Source organism: Pseudomonas sp. B34(2017) (assembly GCF_002112915.1).
GTDB classification, from domain to species: domain Bacteria; phylum Pseudomonadota; class Gammaproteobacteria; order Pseudomonadales; family Pseudomonadaceae; genus Aquipseudomonas; species Aquipseudomonas pharyngis.
The window spans coordinates 308,340-328,044 of the sequence record NZ_NEJA01000001.1 but is presented as its reverse complement, the minus strand read 5'-3'; the positions used below and the strand labels follow the sequence as shown (position 1 = coordinate 328,044).

The window sequence follows — 19,705 nt, the reverse complement described above, 5'->3', positions numbered from 1 at the left end:
CACCATTACAGGCACACATTGAAGCGTGTCACGGCGCAAAAGTCTGTCGGCAGGCTATCGACTTTTGTCGTCAGCCTCGCGTCGCAATTGTGTAGGAGACGTACCGAACTCACGCAGGACGGCGGCCGAGAACGCGCTTTGCGAGTTGTAGCCGACCCGGCTGGCCACTTCACCGACGGGCAGCGTGGTGTTGCGCAACAGCGCCACGGCTTTGTGCAGCCGGCGAGTGCGAATGTAGTCCATAGGCGTTTGCCCGCATTCGGCGACGAACCGCGCATGCAACCGGGCGCTGGACAATCCGGCGACACGCGCCAGATCCGCCACTTGCAGCGGATAGGCCGCGTACTGCTCGATGTGCGCGTCGAGTGCCGCGTAGGGCAGGCGGCGCGCGACGATCTCGGCGGGTGGCACGTGGTTCAGGCTCGCCAGCAGCAACACCGCGCCCTGTTGCGCAATCAACGGATCGTCCACCGGACTGTTCGCCAGCCAGTTGACCAGTTGACCTTGCCCGGCATCCAGCGACAACCGCGCGGCGTTGTCCAGCAGACGGCGGCTGGCATCGGCGTGATTGCCCAGCGAGCGCGTCAGCCATTGTGCGTCCGGCACATCCAGCACCAGACAACGGCTGCCCTTGGGACTGCCGCACGCGTGATGCGCGCCGGCGGGGATCACCACGAAGCTCTGCTGCAAGACCTGGCTGCCGTGCCCTTCGACTTCAAAATCCAGCGCGCCGGACAGGCCGAACACCAGTTGTGCGTGGTCGTGGCTGTGGGCGATCAGGTCGTGGCTGTAATGGCGCAGGGTCAGGATCGGTTGCATGGCGGTCTCCGGGCGAGCCGCCAGTCTACACCGGCACAGGGGCGACGCGTTTGTCACACGACTGACGCACACCTGTCATGGTCGATTAACCGGGCGCGCGCACAGTGGCGAAAACATCGCAGAGGGTTGCCCATGACCAGCGCCGAGCTCGCCAGACCCAGCCGTAAACAACGGGTTCGCACCCTGTGGATCTCCGACGTGCACCTGGGCACGCGGGATTGCCAGGCCGAGCATCTGTCGCAATTTCTCAAGGGCTACCACGCCGACAAGATCTACCTGGTCGGTGACATCATCGACGGCTGGAAACTGCGCGGCGGCATGTACTGGCCCCAGGCGCACACCAACGTGATTCGCCGTTTGCTGACCATGAGCAAGCGTGGCACCGAGGTGATCTACGTCACCGGCAACCACGACGAATTCCTGCGCCGCTATTCGAAACTGATTCTGGGCAACATCCAGCTGGTCGACGAGGCAGTCCACGTCACCGCCGATGGCCGGCATCTGCTGGTGATTCACGGCGACCAGTTCGACGTGATCACCCGTTACCACCGCTGGCTCGCGTTCCTCGGCGATTCGGCCTACGAATTCACCCTGACCCTCAACCGCTGGCTCAATCACTGGCGGGCGAAATACGGTTACGGCTACTGGTCGCTGTCGGCCTATCTCAAGCACAAGGTGAAGACGGCGGTCAGCTTTATCAGCGATTTCGAGGAAGCCATCGCCCACGAATGCGTGAAGCGCGAGTTGCACGGGGTGGTCTGCGGACACATTCACCACGCCGAGATCCGCAAGGTCGGCGAGGTGGATTACCTCAATTGTGGCGATTGGGTGGAGTCGTGTACGGCGCTGATCGAGCACTGGGACGGCACGATCGAGTTGTATCGCCTGGCCGATGCGCAGGCGCGAGAGGCCGAGTTGAAAGCGGCGAAGGTTGCCGAGCTGGTCTGAGTTTTCAAATCGATTCAGGCCGGGCTGTGCTCTTCCATCGCCGCCTTGTAGATCGAGTTCTTCGGCTGGGCAAACAGCCTTTCCATCATCGGCTCGAAGAAGCTCAGCGGCAGGGTGTCGTACTCGGGGTCGAACGCCGCCGCGTCGTATTTGGCGCAGAACTCCGCGGTCGCCAGAAACTGCGGGTGCTCGCTGAACTGCTCGCGCAGGTGCCGATCCATGCCCAGGTGATGGAAGAAGTAGTAGCCCTGGAAGATCCCGTGCTTTTCCACCATCCACAGGTTCTCGGCACTGACGAACGGCTTGAGGATGGCGGCGGCAATGTCCGGGTGATTGTAGGAACCGAGGGTGTCGCCGATGTCGTGGAGCAGGGCGCAGACCACGTATTCCTCGTCGCGCCCGTCGCGAAAGGCGCGGGTCGCGGTTTGCAGCGAGTGGGTCAGGCGATCCACCGGGAAACCGCCGAAATCGCCTTCTAGCAGTTTCAGGTGGGCCATGATCCGGCCCGGCAACTGACGGGCATAGGCGCTGAAATCCGCCGCAATGATCGCCCAGTCGTCCGGTGTGCCGTCCTTCATGTGGGTGAAACGGGCATTGGCATTCATCGGCAATCCTCTTGGTCGGAATTTCTAGAACGGCACGCGGCCCAGGATCATGTCGCGGTACATGACGAAGTCGCCGAGCAGGCTGTAGAACGGGTGCTGGAAGGTGGCCGGGCGGTTTTTCTCGAAAAAGAAATGGCCGACCCAGGCAAAGCTGTAGCCCGCCAGCGGCAACGCAAGTAAAAGCAGCCAGGCGCCCTTGGCGATGGTCAGGGCGAGAATGAAGATCACCAGCGTCGTGCCGATGAAATGCAGGCGACGGCAGGTGCTGTTGCTGTGCTCGCTGAGGTAATACGGATAGAACTCGGCGAAGCTGTTGAAAGGCTTGAGGGTTTCCACGACTGCGATCTCTGTGGCTATTGTTCTGATTGCAAGTTGTTCGGCGGGTAGCTTATTTGAGTCTAGAGTGATCAATGGCGTCGGCCAGTGACAATCGGCGCCACTTTACTATCCTTGGGAAATCGGCCGTAGTATGCGGCTCACCATGTCATCCAAGAAAAAACGCCATGAGCGAACGAACGACATCTGCAAGCTGGGCGATGGGGATTGTCAAGGCACTGGAAATGGACGGCCTGGATTGCCGGGTTCTGTTCAGACAGCTGGGGCTCGACTACGCGGCGCTGGAGGATCCGGACGCGCGCTTCCCACAGGATTCCATGACCCGACTCTGGCAACGGGCGGTCGAGCTGTCCGGGAATCCGGCGATCGGCCTGAACATGGGCAAGGTGGTGCGGCCGGCTTCGTTCCATGTCGCGGGCTATGCACTGATGTCCAGTAATACGCTGGCGGAAGGTTTTCAGCGTCTGGTGCGTTATCAGCGGATCATCGCCGAAAGTGCCGATCTGAGTTTTCGCCTGCTCGATGAAGGTTATGCGCTGATTCTGACGGTGCACGGCGATCATCTACCGCCCACCCGGCAAAGTGCCGAAGCTTCGCTGGCCTGCGCACTCGCGCTGTGCGGCTGGCTGACCGGGCGCACGCTGCACCCGCGCAAAGTGCTGGTGCAGGGCGACGAACCGGATGATCTCGAACCCTACAAACAAGCCTTCCATGCACCGCTGGTGTTCAACGCGCCGTATGACGCGCTGATCTTCGAACGGGCCGACATGGAAGCGCCACTGCCCACAGCCAACGAGGCGATGGCGTTGCTGCATGACCGGTTTGCCGGGGAATATCTGGCGCGGTTTTCCGAAAGCCGCGTGACCCACAAGGCGCGCCAGGTGCTGTGCCGCCTGCTGCCGCAGGGCGAACCGAAGCGCGACACGGTTGCGCAGACCCTTCACTTGTCCCAGCGCACCTTGCAACGACGCTTGCAGGAGGAGGGCACCAGTTTTCAGCAGTTGCTCGACGACACTCGCCGCGAACTCGCCGAGCAATATCTGGCGCAGCCGAGCATGACCTTGCTGGAGATTGCCTACTTGTTGGGGTTTGCCGATCCGAGCAATTTCTTCCGCGCCTTCCGCCGCTGGTTCGACACCACGCCCGGCGATTACCGGGCGCGGCTGCTGGAAGCGCCGAACGCGATCAGTGACGCCAGAACGCCGGAATACACAGTACAAACACCGTAATGATCTCCAGTCGGCCGAGTAGCATGCCGAACGACAGAATCCACTTGGCCGCATCCGGCAGGCTGGCGAAGTTGCCGGCCGGGCCGATGGTCTCGCCCAGGCCGGGGCCGACGCCCGACACGGTGCTGGCGGCGCCGGTCAACGCCGTCATCCAGTCCACGCCCAGCAGCGACAGCAGCAGGGCGATCACGCAAATGGTGATCGCGAAGAAGAACGAGAACGTCAGAATCGACCGGACGATCTCTTCGTCGAGGCGATGACCGTTGTACTTCTGCTTGATCACCGCGCGAGGGTGAATCAGCTGGTTAAGGTTGGCCTTGAGCAAAATGTAGGCGACCTGGAAACGGAAGATCTTGATCCCGCCCGCCGTCGAACCGGAACAGCCACCAACGAAGCCCAGATAGAAGAACAGCATCAGCGAGAAATTGCCCCACAGGCTGTAGTCCCCCAACGCAAACCCCGTGGTAGTGACCACCGACGTCACGTTCAGCGCGACATGGCGCAGCGCGTCCAGCCAATGCAGGTTGGTGGTCCACCAGTACCAGGTGCCGAGCACCAGCCAGGTCACCAGCAACATCCCGAGCAAACCCTGCACCTGTTGATCCTTGATCAGCGCCCGACGGTTGCCGCGCAGTGTCGCCACGTACAGGGTGAACGGCAGGCTGCCGAGAATCATCACCACCACCGCGACCCAGTGCACCGCCGGTTGCGTCCACTTGGCCAGTGACTGGTCGGAGGTCGAGAACCCGCCGGTGGAAATCGCCGACATCGCGTGGTTGATCGCGTCGAACGGGCTCATCCCGGCCCACCAGAACGCCAGGCTGCCGAGAATCGTGATGCCGACGTACGCCGCCACGATCAGCCGCGCCACCATGTGCGAGCGGGGCATGACCTTTTCCGAGCGGTCCGAGGATTCGGTCTGGAACAGCCGCATGCCACCGATGCGCAGCAGTGGCAGGATCGCCACCGCCATGCCGATGAAGCCGATGCCGCCGATCCAGTGCAGCAGCGAGCGCCACATCAGGATGCCGGGGGACATGTCGTCCAGGTGGTTGAGCACGGTCGACCCGGTGGCCGTGATGCCGGACATGCTTTCGAAAAACGAGTCGGTGTAGCTGATGTGCTGGGTCAGCAAAAACGGCAGCGCGGCGAAAATGCACACCACCAGCCAGCTGCTGACGGTCAGCAGGTACATGTCCCGGGGGCGCAGGTGAATGTGTTCCGGGCGACCGGGAATGACCAGCGCGAGGCCGGCGACGAAGGTGATCATGCTCGCCCAGAGGAACGACGGCAGATCGCCGGTGCGCTCGAAAATCACCAGGGTGGCCATGGGCACGACCATGGCGACGGCCAGGGTGATCAGGAAGATGCCGATGATGAAACCAATGATCCGTAAGGTCGGCAACGCCATGAAGTCCGCTCGGGCTGATGTGGGAAGGGCGCCATTCTACCTGCGGTGCAAGGCATGTAAACCGACGCGTCTGGATCACTTGCAGCTAGAATAGCCGGACATTTTTTTCAGGAGGTGGCCGATGCAGGCTCTCGACGCTTTGCTCAACCGTGTTTCCGTTCCACGACTGATCGATCCGGCCCCCACTGCCGCACAGCGCGAAGTGCTGTTCGCCGCCGCGACCCGCGCACCGGATCACGGCCATTTGCAGCCGTATCGCTTCCTGACCGTCGAAGGCGCGGCGCGTGAGCAGATGGGCGAGTTGCTGGCCGAAGCTGCACAGATGCAGGAAGGCGAAGTCACCGAAGCGATGATTGACAAGGCTCGCAACGGCCCGCTGCGGGCGCCGCTGGTGGTCGTGGTCATCGCCAAGTTGCAGGATCACGTCAAATACCCCAAGGCCGAGCAGTTGCTGGCCGCAGGCTGTGCGGCTCACGGGATTCTGCTGGCGGCTTACGCGCAGGGGATTGGCGCGGTGTGGCGCACCGGTGATCTGGCGTACTCGAAACATGTCGCCAAGGGTTTGGGCCTGACGGATGACGAAGAGGTGATTGCGTTTCTGTACCTCGGCACGCCGCAGAAAGAACCGCGGGTGGCGGAGAAGGTTGATTTGGCGGAGTTTGTCAGCGCCTGGCCGGCAAAGGCCTGACAACTAAATAAATGTGGGGCCGAGCCTGCTCGCGATAGGGGGCAGCCAGTCACATCACCATTGACTGACAAAAAGCTATCGCGAGCAGGCTCGCTCCCACATTGGTTTCACGGTTGGACAATTGCCCCCGGTACGAGAGGCAATTCAAGACTCGCCACAAATCCGCCCTGCGGGTGATTGGCCAGCACCAGCGTCCCGCCATGCCGCTCCGCCGCCCGCCGGGCAATCGCCAGTCCCAGGCCATGACCCGCAGCAGTCTGCCCCGGCGCCCGATAAAACGGTTCGCCCAACTGGCTCAGATGTTCAGCCTGCACCCCCGGCCCGTGGTCACGCACGCTGACCACGATCCGCTCGCCCTGACGTGACGCCTGCATTTCAATCGACTGCCCGACCGGGTTGAAGCGCTGGGCATTGCGCAGCAGGTTGTCCACGGCTCGTTCGATCATGGTCGGCCAGCCTATCAGATTAAGTGCCGGCTCGGCCTCCAGACGCACGGTCTGCTCTGGCGAACCCAATTGAGCGTCTTTTTGCAGGGTGGCGAGCAGGGCATTCAAATCCACCCCTTCGGCGCTGGCGTTGTCGGCATCGACTCGCGCCAGCACCAAGATTTCACTGATCAACGCTTCCAGCCGATCACACTCGCGGGTCAGGCGCGGCCAGAGTTTTTCCCGTTCTTCGGGGCTCGCCCGTTCCGCCAGTGCCAAGGCGATGCGCAGCCGTGCCAGCGGTGAACGCAACTCGTGGGACACGTCGCGCAGCAATTGGCGCTGACTGCCGATCAGGCTTTGCAGGCGGGCGCCCATGCGGTTGAAGTCGTTGGCCAGCACGCCGAATTCATCGCGACGGTTGGCCAGTTGCGCCAGGCTGTTCTGTTGATAGGTGGTCTGGCCGAGGTCATGCACCGCGCCGCGAAGGCGACTGAGCGGGCGGGTGATGGAAAACGTCACCAGCAGGCTGAACAGGGTCAGCACCACCAGCGCGATACCCAGCGCACTCAACGGCCAGAGCAGGCTTTCGCGGTGCCAGGCGTCGAGTTCCGGGTGTGGGATGCGGTAGATGAACAGGTAGGTGTCACCGCTTTTGTCGCTGGTGAATTCGTCTGTCAGACGGCGCCAGGGCAGGCGTCGGTCATCGTTGTTCTGCCGCGCCTCGAAGGCCGCCGCGCGCCGAGGGAAGGTGCCGCGCACCACCGGGTCGCCGCTTTCGTTCAGCACTTGCACGTCGATGTGGTACTGGCGTTTGCGCTGTTCGAGGATGTCCTGGGCGGCGTCTTCGCCCTGGGCTTCGTAGGTCTGTGTCCATTCGGCGGCCAGGGTGTTGAGGCCCGGATGGCGGCTGAGGATCCACGCGTCCTGGTTGAGCATGTGCCCCAGCAGAATGGAAAGCCCTGCAACCAGAGCGATGGCCAGCCAGAAGCTGGCGAGAATACGCCAGAACAATGAACGCACAGAAAATCCTCAAACAAAGAAAACCCAACGGCGGTGAGCCGTTGGGTCGGGGCGTGACGCTAGAACATTATTGCGCCTTTTGCGGCTGTTGCGCTTTCCAGGCTTTGAACTCGGCCCATTCGGCGCGACGTTCGGCCTGTTTCTTCTGGATCTCGTCGAATTTCTTCTGTTGATCCGGTTTCAACACGGCGCGGACATCGGACTCGGCCTTCTTGTGGTTGGCCGCCATCTCGTCTTTCATGGCTTTCTGGTCGGCTGGCGAGAGTTTCTCCAGGTATTTTTCGACCGTCTGCTTACGCTCGTGCATCTGCTCGCCCATGATCTTGCGGATCTGCTCGCGCTGTTCGCGGGACAGGTCCAGCTGGCTGTACGGGCCTTTGCCGTGCATGCCGTGCATCTGACCGCCATGGCGCGGGCCGTCCAGCGGGCCACCCATCGGACCGCCATCCTGTGGCATGGCCATGGCGACGGTCGGCAGGGCAGCGGCAAACATCAGAGCGATAAGAGTCTTGCGCATGGTGAATCTCCTTTGTCTCGTTCCCGGTACGTTCCGGATGAGTACAGATTACGGAGATCAAGGTCAGCGGCGGTCAGCGCTGTGTAAAGCTTGGGTAAACACGCTTTCGCGCCGACCTGACAAAACTGACAGACGATCAGAGGCTGTAGTAGTAGCCACGGCTGCGCAGGGCAACGATGCGCGGGCGGCCGTCGGGGTGCGGGCCGATCTTTTTGCGCAGGTTGCTGACGTGCATGTCCAGGCTGCGGTCGTACAGCGTCAGCTTGCGGCCGAGGGCGATCTGCGCCAGTTCCTGTTTGTCCAGCGGCTCGCCCGGTTGCTTGAGCAGGGCTTCGAGCAGGCGGCTTTCGGAGACGGTGAGGGTGAATTCCTTTTCGTCGATGCTGACCACGCCGCGCACCGGGCTGAAGCTCAGGTCGCCCAGCTCGAGCTGGGTCGACACGGCGGCCGGATGACTGCGGCGCAGCACGGCGCGCAGGCGGGCGGTCAGTTCGCGCGGATCACAGGGTTTGGCCAGGTAATCGTCGGCGCCCAGTTCCAGGCCGAGAATCCGGTCCAGCGGCTCGCCCCGGGCCGAAAGCATCAGCACCGGCAGGTCGGCGTGATCGCTGCGCAGTTGCTTGAGCAGTTCCAGACCGCTGCCGTCGGGCAGCATCACATCCAGCACCACGGCCGCCGGCGCGGTTTCGGCCAGCGCCTTGCGGGCGCTCTGACCATCGTGGCAGGCCCGGACCTGAAAGCCTTCCTGGCTCAGCCAGCTACTCAGGAGTTCACACAACTCCTGGTCATCATCAATCAGTAACAGCTCGCTCATGACTCACTCAATTTAGCCATTGCCGACGTTTTCGGCTTGCTCCACTGGCAAAGATACCGCAGAGCAGCGCCAATAGCGCTACCCCGGCCCCGGTGACGAACCATTGCTGCTGTTCGGTCAGCAGGCGCGGCAGCGGGCTGGCCTGGGCTTCCTTGAGTTGCAGCTTCAGACGCTGGTTCTCCTGGCGCAACCGGGCGAGCTGGGCGCTTTCGCGGGTGTTGTCGGCATTTTGCAGTTGTTTGCTCAGTTCTTCCCGTTGCTGCTCGCTGGCCTTCAGGCGCTGCTGCAACTCGGTGATCTGGCTGCCGGCGCTCAATGAAAGCGGCGTGGAGCTGTTGCCTTCGGTGCTTTCTTCACCATGGGCGGGCGCCATGATCGACAACGTGACCAACATCAGACACAACGGACCCTTGCGCATCGCGACTCCTGTTTCCAAATGGATATTGGGCAGGTTGTCGGCCGGCAAACGAGAATAATGAGCGATTGAGAACGCGATGAACCGACAAGGTTCATCGCGCTGAGGGCTTTTGCGGGGGAGGTTACGGCAGGACTTGCTTGAACGGCTTCACGACAACATTGGCGTAGACGCCGGCGGCGACGTACGGGTCGGCATCGGCCCAGGCTTGCGCCGCGCTCAGGGAGTCGAATTCGGCGACGATCAGGCTGCCGCTGAAACCTGCTGCGCCCGGATCATTGCTGTCGACCGCCGGGTGCGGGCCGGCCAGCACGATGCGGCCTTCGCCCTTGAGCACTTGCAGGCGTTCAAGGTGTGCCGGGCGCGCAGCGAGGCGGGCTTCCAGGGAGTTGGCGACGTCGGTGGCAATGATGGCGTAGAGCATGTCAGTCCTCGGTTTTTGGCGTTGTGGTATCGGCGTCGTGCAGGTGACGGGACAGGTAGATGCCCTGACCGACCAGGAACAGCACGGTCATGCCCAGGCTGCCGAACACCTTGAAGTCCACCCAGATGCTCTGGAAGGTAAAGGCGACGAACAGGTTGGCGGCCCCGCAGAACAGGAAAAAGGCGATCCAGGCGATGTTAAGGCGGGTCCAGACCGGATCCGGCAGAGTCAACGCGTGGCCCATGATGCGCTTGATCAGCAGGCGGTCACCGATGAAATGGCTGCCGATGAAGGCCAGGGCGAACAGCCAGTTGACCACCGGGGCTTTCCATTTCAGGAAGGTTTCGCTGTGAAAGGCCAGGGTCAGGCTGCCGAACACCAGGCAGGCGATCAGGGTCAGCCACTGGCTCTTCTCCAGCTTGCGCTGCTTGATGAAGAGCGCGCCGTACACCACCAGGGAGCTGATGATCAGCATGGCGGTGGCACTGTAAATGCCGCCTACCGTCAGTTCATGGCCGGCAACGTCGACGGTGCGTGGATCGAGTTTGTAGACGATGAAGAACAGCAGAAGCGGGATGAAATCGATGAATTGTTTCACAGTGAGAGCCAGAAGCTGGATGTGGCGGCATAATAACAAACATATGGGCGCGCGATAGCGCCAGCTGATTTGAGGTAACACATCCCCGTGAACGTTGATTTGCACTGCCACAGCACGGCCTCCGATGGCGCCCTGGCGCCTGCGGCACTGGTTGCGCGTGCGTTCGAGAACGGCGTGCGAGTCCTGGCCCTGACCGATCACGACACCCTCGAAGGCCTCGACGAAGCGCGCACGGCCGCCGAGGGGCTGGGCATGCAACTGGTCAACGGCGTCGAATTGTCCTGCACCTGGGGCGGGGCGACCATTCACGTGCTCGGCTACGGTTTTGACGTCAATGCCGCGCCGTTGATCGAGGCGATTGCGCAGTTGCACGACGGCCGTTGGCTGCGGTCTGAAGAAATAAGCCGCAAGCTCGCCCTCAAGGGCATGCCGAATGCGCTCGACGGTGCGCGGCAGATCCAGCAGGAACTGGGCGACAGCGGCAACGCGCCGGCCCGCCCGCATTTCGCCGACTGGATGGTGCGTGAAGGTTTTGTAAAGGATCGCGCCGAGGCGTTTCGCAAATGGCTCGGCGCCGGCAAGCTGGGGGACGTCAAGCAGCACTGGCCGACCCTGGAAGACACCGTCGGCACGTTGCGCGCCGCCGGCGCCTGGGTCAGCCTGGCGCATCCGTGGCACTACGATTTCACCCGCAGCAAGCGCCGAAAGCTGATTGCCGACTATATTCAAGCGGGCGGGCATGCGATCGAAGTGGTCAATGGCCATCAGCCTGCGGAACAGGTGGGCAGCCTGGCGATTCTTGCCCGTGAGTTCGGTCTGCTGGTCAGTGCCGGCAGTGATTTCCATGGCCCTGGTGGCTGGTCCGAGATCGGCCAGTACCGGCCGGTGCCGGAGGACCTTCCACCCCTGTGGGGTCGGTTCAAACATGACCCAGTTATTGCCGCCGTCTGAACAGGTAGAGAATGTGAGTCAATTTTTCCAGATTCATCCGGAAAACCCGCAAGCGCGCCTGATCAAACAGGCGGTCGAGATCATCCGCAAGGGCGGAGTGGTGGTCTATCCCACGGACTCTTCCTACGCAATCGGCTGCCAGATCGGCGACAAGAACGCCATCGAGCGCGTTCGACGCCTGCGTCAGCTCGACGAGAAACACAACTTCGCACTGATCTGCAGCGACCTGTCGCAACTGGGCAATTACGCCAAGATCGACACCGGGACGTTTCGAATCCTCAAAGCCCACCTGCCGGGGCCGTACACCTTCATTCTCAACGCCACCCGCGAAGTGCCGCGGCTGTTGCTGCATCCGAAGAAGCGCACCATCGGTCTGCGGGTGCCGAGCCATCCGATCGCGCTGGCGCTGCTGGCCGAACTGGACGAGCCGTTGATGAGCGTGACCCTGATCATGCCGGGCGATGAAGACCCGTTGAGCGACCCGTACGAAATGCGCCAGTTGCTCGAGCATCAGGTGGACCTGATCATCGACGGCGGTTCCGGCGGTATCAAGGCCTCCACCGTGATCGACCTCACGGGCGACGATCCGGAAGTGACCCGCGTCGGTTGCGGCGATCCCGCTCCATTCATGGTCGAGGCCTGAATGTCTGCAGTGGAAACCGTTGATCCCCAGGCCGGTGCCCAGCAGGAACTGCCGTTTGCCATGGTCTACGGCCAGGCCGTCACGGAAATGCCGCTGGACCTGTACATCCCGCCGGATGCGCTGGAAGTCTTCCTCGAAGCCTTCGAAGGCCCGCTCGACCTGTTGCTGTACCTGATCCGCAAACAGAACATCAACATCCTCGACATCCCCGTGGCGGAAATTACCCGCCAGTACATGGGCTATGTCGAGCTGATGCAGTCGGTGCGCCTGGAACTGGCCGCCGAGTACCTGGTAATGGCCGCGATGCTGGCCGAGATCAAGTCACGGATGCTGCTGCCCCGGGCCGAAACCGTCGAGGACGAAGAGGACGACCCGCGCGCCGAACTGATCCGTCGCCTGCAGGAGTACGAACGGTTCAAGGCTGCCGCCGAAGGCATCGATGGCCTGAGCCGGGTCGGTCGCGACGTGATCGTGCCCAAGCTCGACGCCCCGGAAGCTCGCGCGCGCAAGCTGTTGCCGGACGTGGCGCTGGAAGAAATCCTGATGTCCATGGCCGAAGTGCTGCGCCGCGGCGACATGTTCGAAAGCCATCAGGTCAGCCGCGAGGCACTGTCCACCCGCGAGCGCATGAGCGACGTGCTGGAGCGGCTCAAGGGCGGCGGGTTTGTGCCGTTCATCGAGCTGTTCACCGCCGAAGAGGGCAAGCTCGGGGTGGTGGTGACCTTCATGGCCATCCTTGAACTGGTCAAGGAATCCCTGATCGAGCTGGTGCAGAATGAGCCGTTCGCCGCGATCCACGTGCGAGCCCGAGCCGAATAACGAGTCCCGATATGAACCTGACTGAACCCCGCGAGCTGGCGTCCCTGCTTGAAGCCTTTCTGTTGGCCTCGGGAAAGCCGCAATCTCTTGAGCGCCTGTATGAACTGTTCGAGGAAGGCGAGCGCCCGGAACCGCCGGTTTTCAAGAAAGCCCTGACCCTGCTCGGCAAATCCTGCGAGGGCCGGGCGTTCGAGCTCAAGGAAGTCGCCTCCGGTTATCGCCTGCAAATCCGTGAAAAGTTCGCACCGTGGGTCGGTCGCTTGTGGGAGGAGCGTCCGCAGCGCTATTCCCGCGCGCTGCTGGAAACCATGGCGCTGATCGCCTATCGCCAGCCGATCACCCGGGGCGAAATCGAGGACGTGCGGGGCGTGGCGGTCAACACCAACATCGTCAAGACGCTGATCGAGCGCGAGTGGATTCGCATCGTCGGTTACCGCGACGTGCCGGGCAAACCGGCGATGTTCGCCACCACCAAGGCGTTTCTCGACCACTTCAACCTGAAGAACCTCGACGACCTGCCGCCGCTGGCCGAGCTGCGCGAGATCGAGGCGGAACCGGTGCTCGACTTCGACGACGCTCCGGTGCCACCGGGCTTGCAGGAACTGGCCGACGCCAGTGCCGAGCCGGAAGAGCCGAAGGAAGAAACCAGTTTCCACACCCTGCTGCTGGAACTGGACAGCATGGAGGAGGGGATCAAGACCGACTTCGACGACTTGCTGCGTGACGGGTTGGACGGCGAATCGATGCCGACCGGGGTTGAGTCCGATCCGCTCGAGCCGCCGCACGAGGGTGAGCCAGAACCTGAATTCGAGCCTGAATTTGAGCATGAACCTGAATTCGAGCACGAACCTGAGCAGGAAGACGATGTGCTCGGCGTGGCCGAAGCCCGGGAAAAACTGCTGGCCGCCGTCGCCCGGCTTGAACAGCCCGCCCCGGAACCCGCCGCCGAGGAAGAGCTGAGCGAAGAAGAAGCCGAAGCCCGCGCCCTGGCCGAAGCCATTGAAGCCGAACGCCGCGAGTTCGAGGATTGAGCATGAGCTCGACCAAGGACCCGTGCATCAGCGTCTGCAAGTTCAGCGACGACATCTGCCTCGGCTGCGGCCGCAGCAAGCGCGAGATCCGGGCCTGGAAGAAACTCGACAAGGACGACAAGCGCACCGTACTGGCCGAAGCCGCGCTGCGTCTGATCAAGCTCGGGGCCACCGGTCGGCGGAAAAAGAAATAACCTTGGCCTGATCGACTAGTCTCTGATGCGCGCGCGGCCACATCCGCGTATGATTCGCGACCCTTCGGCGATCCCTTCGCCCGAAAACCCAGATTTCAACGCTTCAGCGGCTCAATTCAGCGCCGCTGAACAGACCACACCGGGAGGTGCCCAGATGAGTGACATCAATCAGAAAGACGACCAGGAAATCGGCCCAGCAGGCGAAAAGCTGCAGAAAGTCCTCGCCCGTATCGGCGTCGGCTCGCGCCGTGACGTCGAATCCTGGATCGCTGCCGGCCGGATCAAGGTCAATGGCAAAGACGCCACCCTGGGCCTGCGTGTCGACATGCACGACGCCATCACCATTGATGGCAAGGTCATCAAGCGTGAAGAAGCCGCCGAGTCGGTTCGCCGCGTGATCATGTACAACAAGCCCGATGGCGAGATCTGCACCCGTGACGACCCGGAAGGCCGTCCGACCGTGTTCGACAAGCTGCCGCGTCCGAAAGAAGGCCGCTGGATCAACATCGGTCGTCTCGACATCAACACCACCGGTCTGCTGATGTTCACCACCGACGGTGAACTGGCCAACCGCCTGATGCACCCGTCCTATGAGATGGACCGCGAGTACGCGGTGCGTGTACGCGGCGAAGTCGATGACGAAATGATCGAGCGCCTGAAGGCCGGCGTGGTGCTGGAAGACGGCCCGGCGCGGTTCACCGATATCCAACAGGCACCGGGCGGCGAAGGCTTCAACCACTGGTATCACTGCGTGGTGATGGAAGGTCGTAACCGTGAAGTACGTCGCCTGTGGGAATCCCAAGGCCTGGTGGTCAGCCGTCTGAAGCGCGTGCGTTTCGGTCCGGTGTTCCTCAACTCCGACCTGCCGATGGGCCGCTGGCGCGAAATGAGCCAGTACGAAGTCGACGTACTGAGCGCCGAAGTCGGCCTGACCCCGGTGGCCATGCCGCAACTGAATGCCAAGAGCAAAGACAAGCTCGACCGCATGCAACGCAAGTCGTCGCGTCCGATGGCCCGTACCGAGCGCGTGCGTACCCTGCGTCCGGCCAACGGTGCGCCGATTGGCGCCGGTCCGCGTCCGGTTCGCGAGCCGCAGATCGAAGGCGAGCGTCCAGGTCGCAAACCGGCAGCGCGTCCGGATGGCGAGCGCGGTCCACGCACTCCGCGTCCGGCCAATGGCCGTACCGAGCGTGGCGAAGGTCGCGGTACGCCGGTGGCGGATCGTCCAGTCGACACCAAGCGTCCGTCCAAGCCATCGCCGAAGCGTCCAGGCATCAAGCTGGCTGACGATGACAAACCGTCGGGCAAGCGCCGTGGCGCACCGGCCGGTTCCGGTCAGCGTCCGGGTTTCGGTCGCAAGAAGCCGGAATAACGCGGTTGTAAGCTTCGAGCGGCAAGCTTCAAGCTGAAAACAGAAAACGCCAACCTCAGGGTTGGCGTTTTTTTTTGGACTTTTTATTTCTTTTTTTCGGGCGTGTTTTTCTTTTTTTTAAACAAAAAACTTAACGCCTTTCAAATAGTTAGCCAGCTAACGTCAATCACCGGACGCCTCTTCGAGGGGTCTGGAGTGGAAACTTTACGTTACGCGCTGTCAGTGGATGTTTACGAAAAAGCCCTCGCCGTCCCATGAATCGGGTGGCTTTGCCTGGGTGTAAGGAAAATCTGCCGCAGCCACGCCCGCCGGGCCTTGCGCAGCCCTCTGGCGTGCTTGTTTCAGCGTCGTTTGGAGGGTGAGATGCGCTCCATGCCTGTCGTGCAGGTGCATAACAAGAAGGAGGCGCAATGAACGCCGTTATCCATTTTCACTTCTCCACGTGGGGCGAATCTTCCATCGTCCACGCCGATGGCCTGCAAAGGCCTGACTCAAATTTTGCAGCCGCCCGGGCTTCCCGGGGTGGACACATGCAATCCCGGCAACCGACACGCTGATCCGGCGAGGTCTGGCAGCAGGGGGTTAGCGGTGTACAATGCGCCGCGTTTTAACTGTGACCCTCTGCGTAATCGCGCAAACCTCAAGGTTTATCCGCCTTGTTCACTCCGCCGCGTCACAAGCGTGTCGGGTTCGATTTCGTCACAGATAAAAACAAACAGGTGACGCATGACCGTTGTAAAAAAGCTGAATTCCTGGTGCCTGCGCTGGGGTTTGATCAAGGTTGGCTGAAATCGCAACCTTGCAGCAACGTCTACTGAACATCATCAAACCTTGCGTGAGACCTTTTTCATGAGTGGACAAAACTCGCAATCAGGCGAGCTGAAACGCGGCCTGAAAAATCGCCATATTCAACTGATCGCCCTCGGTGGCGCGATCGGTACCGGACTGTTCCTCGGCTCGGCCGGGGTGCTGAAATCCGCCGGTCCGTCGATGATCCTCGGCTATGCCATCTGCGGCTTCATCGCCTTCATGATCATGCGCCAGCTCGGCGAAATGATCGTCGAAGAGCCGGTGGCCGGTTCCTTCAGTCACTTTGCGCACAAATACTGGGGCGGTTTCGCCGGCTTCCTGTCGGGCTGGAACTGCTGGATCCTGTACATCCTGGTGGGCATGTCGGAGCTGACCGCGGTCGGCAAATACATCCACTACTGGGCGCCGGAGATCCCGAGCTGGGTCACTGCCGCGGCGTTCTTTGTGCTGATCAACGCGATCAACCTGGCCAACGTCAAAGTCTTCGGTGAAGCCGAATTCTGGTTCGCGATCATCAAGGTCGTGGCGATCGTCGGCATGATCGCCCTGGGCAGCTACCTGCTGGTCAGCGGCCATGGCGGTGAGCAGGCGGCCGTGAGCAACCTGTGGTCCCACGGTGGTTTCTTCCCGAACGGCGTCAGCGGCCTGGTGATGGCCATGGCGATCATCATGTTTTCCTTCGGCGGTCTGGAAATGCTCGGTTTCACCGCAGCCGAAGCCGACAAGCCGAAAACCGTGATCCCGAAAGCGATCAACCAGGTGATCTACCGGATCCTGATTTTCTACATCGGCGCACTGGTGATCCTGTTGTCGCTGACTCCGTGGGACAGCCTGCTGGAAACCCTCAACGCTTCCGGCGATTCCTACAGCGGCAGCCCGTTCGTGCAGGTGTTCTCGATGCTTGGCAGCAACACCGCTGCGCACATCCTCAACTTCGTGGTTCTGACCGCGGCATTGTCGGTGTACAACAGCGGCACCTATTGCAACAGCCGCATGCTGCTGGGCATGGCCGAGCAGGGCGACGCGCCGAAAGCGCTGGCGAAGATCGACAAGCGCGGCGTACCGGTACGTTCGATCCTGGCGTCGGCAGCCGTGACCCTGGTGGCGGTGCTGCTCAACTACCTGATCCCGCAACATGCGCTGGAACTGCTGATGTCGCTGGTGGTTGCGACGCTGGTGATCAACTGGGCGATGATCAGCTTCTCGCACTTCAAGTTCCGCCAGCACATGAACAAGACCCACCAGAAGCCGCTGTTCAAGGCGCTGTGGTACCCGTACGGCAACTACATCTGCCTGGCGTTCGTCCTGTTCATCCTCGGCGTGATGCTGCTGATCCCGGGCATTCAGATCTCGGTGTACGCGATTCCGGTGTGGGTCGTGTTCATGTGGGTCTGCTACGTGATCAAGAACAAGCGTGGTGCGCAACAGGCACTGCACGCAGCGAGCGCAGCCAAGTAAGCGTCGTTGCAAAAACAACAAACCCGGCCAAGTGCCGGGTTTTTTGTGCTTTCGCGGTATCCTGCGGGTTCTGATTACGGACGTTTTTCCATGCTGGTGATTTCAAACAACGTGCATCTGCCGGATGCCGAGATCGAACTGACGTACATCCGCGCCCAGGGCGCCGGTGGGCAGAACGTCAACAAGGTCTCCAGCGCCGTGCACCTGCGCTTCGACATTCCGGCCTCGTCCTTGCCCGAGTTCTACAAGGAGCGGCTGCTGGCGCTGCGCGACAGTCGCATCACCGGCGACGGCGTGCTGATCATCAAGGCCCAGCAGTACCGCACGCAGGAACAGAACCGCGCCGATGCACTGGAGCGTCTGACCGAGCTGATCCTCAGCGCCACCAAGGTTGAGAAGAAGCGCCGGCCGACCAAGCCGACGCTGGGTTCCAAGAAGCGTCGGCTCGAATCGAAGACCAAGCGCGGCAGCATCAAGGCCGGGCGCGGCAAGGTGGATTTCTAGTCTTCGCGGTACTTCGCCGTGTGGCGGTAGAGATAGACGCTCAGTGCCAGGCCGCTCAAAGAGGCGAGGGCGGCGAACAGGAAGATCGAGGCAAATCCGAAGCCCGCTGCAATCGCCCCTGCCAGCGGCCCGGTGATGCCCAGCGACAAGTCGATGAACAAAGAATAAGCCCCGACCGCCGCGCCACGGCTGGAGGCCGGCACCAGGTTCACGGCTTCCACGCCCAACGCCGGGAACACCAGCGAGAAACCGAAACCGCTCAATGCCGCACCGGCCAATGCCCAGTGCGCGTCCGGCGCCAGCCACAGCAACAGCAGGCCCAGGGTTTCCACCGACAGGCAGGCAATCGCCACGCGAAAGCCGCCGAGACGGTTGATCAGGTTGCCGAACAGCAGTCGCGCACCGATGAAGCTGGCGCCGAACAGGCTCAGGCACAGCACCGCGTTATCCCAATGCTGCGTGGCGTAATACAGGGTGATGAAGGTGGCGATGGTGCCGAAACCGATCGAGCCCAGCGCAAGTCCGCAGCCGTGCGGAAAGACGCGCCCGAGAACGTGCATGAACGGCAGACGCTCACCGGCCACGATCGGCGCGGCGGTTTTCGGCCAGGCCAGCAGCAGCCCCAGCGTGGCGAGCAGCAGAATGCTCACACCCATGCTCCACAGACCGAAACGGCTGACCAGCCATACCCCGAGCGGCGCACCGACGGCCAGCGCTCCGTAACTGGCGATGCCGTTCCACGAGATGACCTTGGCGGTGTTGGCGGCGCCGACCCGGCCGATGCCCCAACCGATCGAGCCTGACCCGACCAGACTTTCCGCGCTGCCCAGCACCAGACGGCCAACGAACAGGCTGATCAGGCTCAGCAGCGGCAGGTTGGGCGTCCACGCCGAAATCAGCATGAACACACCGCTCAAACCACAACCGGCCAGACCGATCATCACCGCACGTTTGCTGCCCTGGTTGTCGATGATCTTGCCGGCATACGGGCGGCTGAGCAGGGTGGCGAGGTATTGCACGCTGATCACCAGCCCGGCGATGACCGCGCCGAAGCCCAGGTCGCTGTGCACATAGCCGGGCAGCACCGCCAATGGAATGCCGATGTTCAGGTAGCCGATGAAGGTGAACAGGACGATGGAAACGACTTGCAGCGTGACCGCCAGGGGGCGCTGGGGTTCTGGCATAGAGGACGACATGAATTACGATCCACGGGAAGAGCAGAATAGATAGGCTGCTCATGATACCGATGCGGACGCGTCCGGGGCGGGGAAAAGTAAAACTATTTGGCCGGGGCAACCAATTGTGTGGTGACCAGGGCGGCCAGCGCGTTTTCTTCGCTGCCGAAACGGGCGAGCAGGGCGGCCTGTTTCTCGGGCGAGAGACGGCTCCAGATCTCGATCATCTTCTCGGTGGCACCGATCAGGATCTCGGCCTGTTGTTCATCGAATTCTTTGGACATGGCAACTCAGGTTTCAGGCAGTGTGGAAAGCGCATCTTAGCGCTTTCCACACGGTCTGTACGGCGGGTGTTGCTTACTCTTCGCTGTCGGCCGGACGGCTCTCGGCGGCTTCTTTCGGCTCGGGCTGTTGGGCACCGGCTTGTTGCGTGGTCGTCTGCTCAGTTTCGTGCAGGCTTGGGAAGGGGAGATTCGGAATCTCGTGCATGGTTGCG

At 61.9% G+C, this 19,705-nt stretch carries 24 protein-coding genes; 11 read left to right on the top strand and 13 right to left on the bottom strand.

All coding sequences use genetic code 11. From position 1 onward, the window contains the following. Positions 1-54: 54 nt before the first annotated feature. Positions 55-819, bottom strand: coding sequence for an AraC family transcriptional regulator (locus CAF80_RS01570; RefSeq protein WP_039765486.1), 765 nt, complete (start codon positions 817-819; stop codon positions 55-57). Between the two features lie 132 nt (positions 820-951). Between CAF80_RS01570 and CAF80_RS01565 the strand changes: the two genes are divergently transcribed. Then, a complete protein-coding gene (locus CAF80_RS01565; RefSeq protein ID WP_039765488.1) occupies positions 952-1,767 on the top strand; it encodes a UDP-2,3-diacylglucosamine diphosphatase in 816 nt (271 codons plus the stop codon). A gap of 14 nt (positions 1,768-1,781) precedes the next feature. On the opposite strand, the gene CAF80_RS01560 is transcribed toward CAF80_RS01565, so the two are convergent. Both CAF80_RS01560 and CAF80_RS01555 read right to left on the bottom strand, forming a co-directional pair. Beyond that, positions 1,782-2,372, bottom strand: a complete 591-nt coding sequence (locus CAF80_RS01560) for an HD domain-containing protein (RefSeq protein ID WP_039765489.1) — start codon at positions 2,370-2,372, stop codon at positions 1,782-1,784. A gap of 24 nt (positions 2,373-2,396) precedes the next feature. Continuing rightward, a complete protein-coding gene (locus tag CAF80_RS01555; protein ID WP_041475173.1) occupies positions 2,397-2,708 on the bottom strand; it encodes a DUF962 domain-containing protein in 312 nt (103 codons plus the stop codon). 167 nt (positions 2,709-2,875) lie between these two features. Between CAF80_RS01555 and CAF80_RS01550 the strand changes: the two genes are divergently transcribed. Then, positions 2,876-3,937 (top strand): AraC family transcriptional regulator, encoded by a 1,062-nt coding sequence (locus CAF80_RS01550; protein WP_202949245.1) that lies wholly within the window; start codon positions 2,876-2,878, stop codon positions 3,935-3,937. Here CAF80_RS01550 and CAF80_RS01545 read toward each other — a convergent pair. Further along, a complete protein-coding gene (locus CAF80_RS01545) occupies positions 3,894-5,348 on the bottom strand; it encodes a TrkH family potassium uptake protein (protein ID WP_085666727.1) in 1,455 nt (484 codons plus the stop codon). The genes CAF80_RS01550 and CAF80_RS01545 overlap by 44 nt on opposite strands. A gap of 121 nt (positions 5,349-5,469) precedes the next feature. Here CAF80_RS01545 and CAF80_RS01540 point away from each other — a divergent pair, with 121 nt between their 5' ends. Continuing rightward, entirely contained in the window at positions 5,470-6,036 is a 567-nt protein-coding gene (locus CAF80_RS01540; protein WP_085666726.1) for a nitroreductase family protein, read from the top strand. Between the two features lie 107 nt (positions 6,037-6,143). Here CAF80_RS01540 and CAF80_RS01535 read toward each other — a convergent pair whose 3' ends face one another. From CAF80_RS01535 to CAF80_RS01510, 6 genes are all read right to left on the bottom strand, one after another. Beyond that, on the bottom strand, positions 6,144-7,484 hold the full coding sequence (locus CAF80_RS01535) for a HAMP domain-containing sensor histidine kinase (RefSeq protein ID WP_074692287.1): 1,341 nt from the start codon (positions 7,482-7,484) through the stop codon (positions 6,144-6,146). Positions 7,485-7,551: 67 nt separating this feature from the next. Then, positions 7,552-8,001, bottom strand: a complete 450-nt coding sequence (locus CAF80_RS01530) for a Spy/CpxP family protein refolding chaperone (RefSeq protein ID WP_007958371.1) — start codon at positions 7,999-8,001, stop codon at positions 7,552-7,554. Between the two features lie 136 nt (positions 8,002-8,137). Beyond that, positions 8,138-8,815: a response regulator transcription factor gene (locus CAF80_RS01525; protein ID WP_007958370.1), complete on the bottom strand. Its 678-nt coding sequence runs from the start codon at positions 8,813-8,815 to the stop codon at positions 8,138-8,140. 7 nt (positions 8,816-8,822) lie between these two features. Further along, positions 8,823-9,233, bottom strand: coding sequence for a translation initiation factor 2 (locus CAF80_RS01520; RefSeq protein ID WP_039765500.1), 411 nt, complete (start codon positions 9,231-9,233; stop codon positions 8,823-8,825). Between the two features lie 121 nt (positions 9,234-9,354). Further along, positions 9,355-9,654, bottom strand: a complete 300-nt coding sequence (locus CAF80_RS01515; RefSeq protein ID WP_039765503.1) for a YciI family protein — start codon at positions 9,652-9,654, stop codon at positions 9,355-9,357. 1 nt (position 9,655) lies between these two features. Continuing rightward, entirely contained in the window at positions 9,656-10,252 is a 597-nt protein-coding gene (locus CAF80_RS01510) for a septation protein A (protein ID WP_011333003.1), read from the bottom strand. 87 nt (positions 10,253-10,339) lie between these two features. Between CAF80_RS01510 and CAF80_RS01505 the strand changes: the two genes are divergently transcribed. The 8 genes from CAF80_RS01505 (at position 10,340) to arfB (ending at position 18,034) form a co-directional block, all read left to right on the top strand. Beyond that, entirely contained in the window at positions 10,340-11,203 is an 864-nt protein-coding gene (locus CAF80_RS01505) for a PHP domain-containing protein (protein ID WP_085666725.1), read from the top strand. 13 nt (positions 11,204-11,216) lie between these two features. Continuing rightward, positions 11,217-11,846, top strand: a complete 630-nt coding sequence (locus CAF80_RS01500) for an L-threonylcarbamoyladenylate synthase (protein ID WP_039765617.1) — start codon at positions 11,217-11,219, stop codon at positions 11,844-11,846. 120 nt (positions 11,847-11,966) lie between these two features. Continuing rightward, the gene (locus CAF80_RS01495; protein WP_170928268.1) at positions 11,967-12,665 is read left to right on the top strand and encodes a ScpA family protein; all 699 of its coding nucleotides are present in this window, start codon (positions 11,967-11,969) and stop codon (positions 12,663-12,665) included. Positions 12,666-12,676: 11 nt separating this feature from the next. Next, entirely contained in the window at positions 12,677-13,696 is a 1,020-nt protein-coding gene (scpB, locus tag CAF80_RS01490) for an SMC-Scp complex subunit ScpB (protein WP_085666724.1), read from the top strand. A 2-nt stretch (positions 13,697-13,698) separates the two neighbouring features. Then, positions 13,699-13,890: a DUF1289 domain-containing protein gene (locus CAF80_RS01485; RefSeq protein WP_007958358.1), complete on the top strand. Its 192-nt coding sequence runs from the start codon at positions 13,699-13,701 to the stop codon at positions 13,888-13,890. 154 nt (positions 13,891-14,044) lie between these two features. After that, entirely contained in the window at positions 14,045-15,262 is a 1,218-nt protein-coding gene (gene rluB / locus CAF80_RS01480; RefSeq protein ID WP_007958356.1) for a 23S rRNA pseudouridine(2605) synthase RluB, read from the top strand. Between the two features lie 849 nt (positions 15,263-16,111). Further along, on the top strand, positions 16,112-17,530 hold the full coding sequence (locus CAF80_RS01475) for an amino acid permease (RefSeq protein WP_039765508.1): 1,419 nt from the start codon (positions 16,112-16,114) through the stop codon (positions 17,528-17,530). Positions 17,531-17,620: 90 nt separating this feature from the next. Continuing rightward, positions 17,621-18,034, top strand: a complete 414-nt coding sequence (arfB, locus tag CAF80_RS01470) for an alternative ribosome rescue aminoacyl-tRNA hydrolase ArfB (RefSeq protein WP_011333010.1) — start codon at positions 17,621-17,623, stop codon at positions 18,032-18,034. Here arfB and CAF80_RS01465 read toward each other — a convergent pair. The 3 genes from CAF80_RS01465 to CAF80_RS29000 form a co-directional block, all read right to left on the bottom strand. Beyond that, positions 18,031-19,218: an MFS transporter gene (locus tag CAF80_RS01465; protein ID WP_170844945.1), complete on the bottom strand. Its 1,188-nt coding sequence runs from the start codon at positions 19,216-19,218 to the stop codon at positions 18,031-18,033. The genes arfB and CAF80_RS01465 overlap by 4 nt on opposite strands. 95 nt (positions 19,219-19,313) lie before the next feature. Next, complete coding sequence (locus CAF80_RS01460) at positions 19,314-19,493, bottom strand: hypothetical protein (protein WP_007958348.1); 180 nt, start codon at positions 19,491-19,493, stop codon at positions 19,314-19,316. Positions 19,494-19,566: 73 nt separating this feature from the next. Next, positions 19,567-19,698, bottom strand: a complete 132-nt coding sequence (locus CAF80_RS29000; protein ID WP_007958347.1) for a hypothetical protein — start codon at positions 19,696-19,698, stop codon at positions 19,567-19,569. Positions 19,699-19,705: the final 7 nt, after the last annotated feature.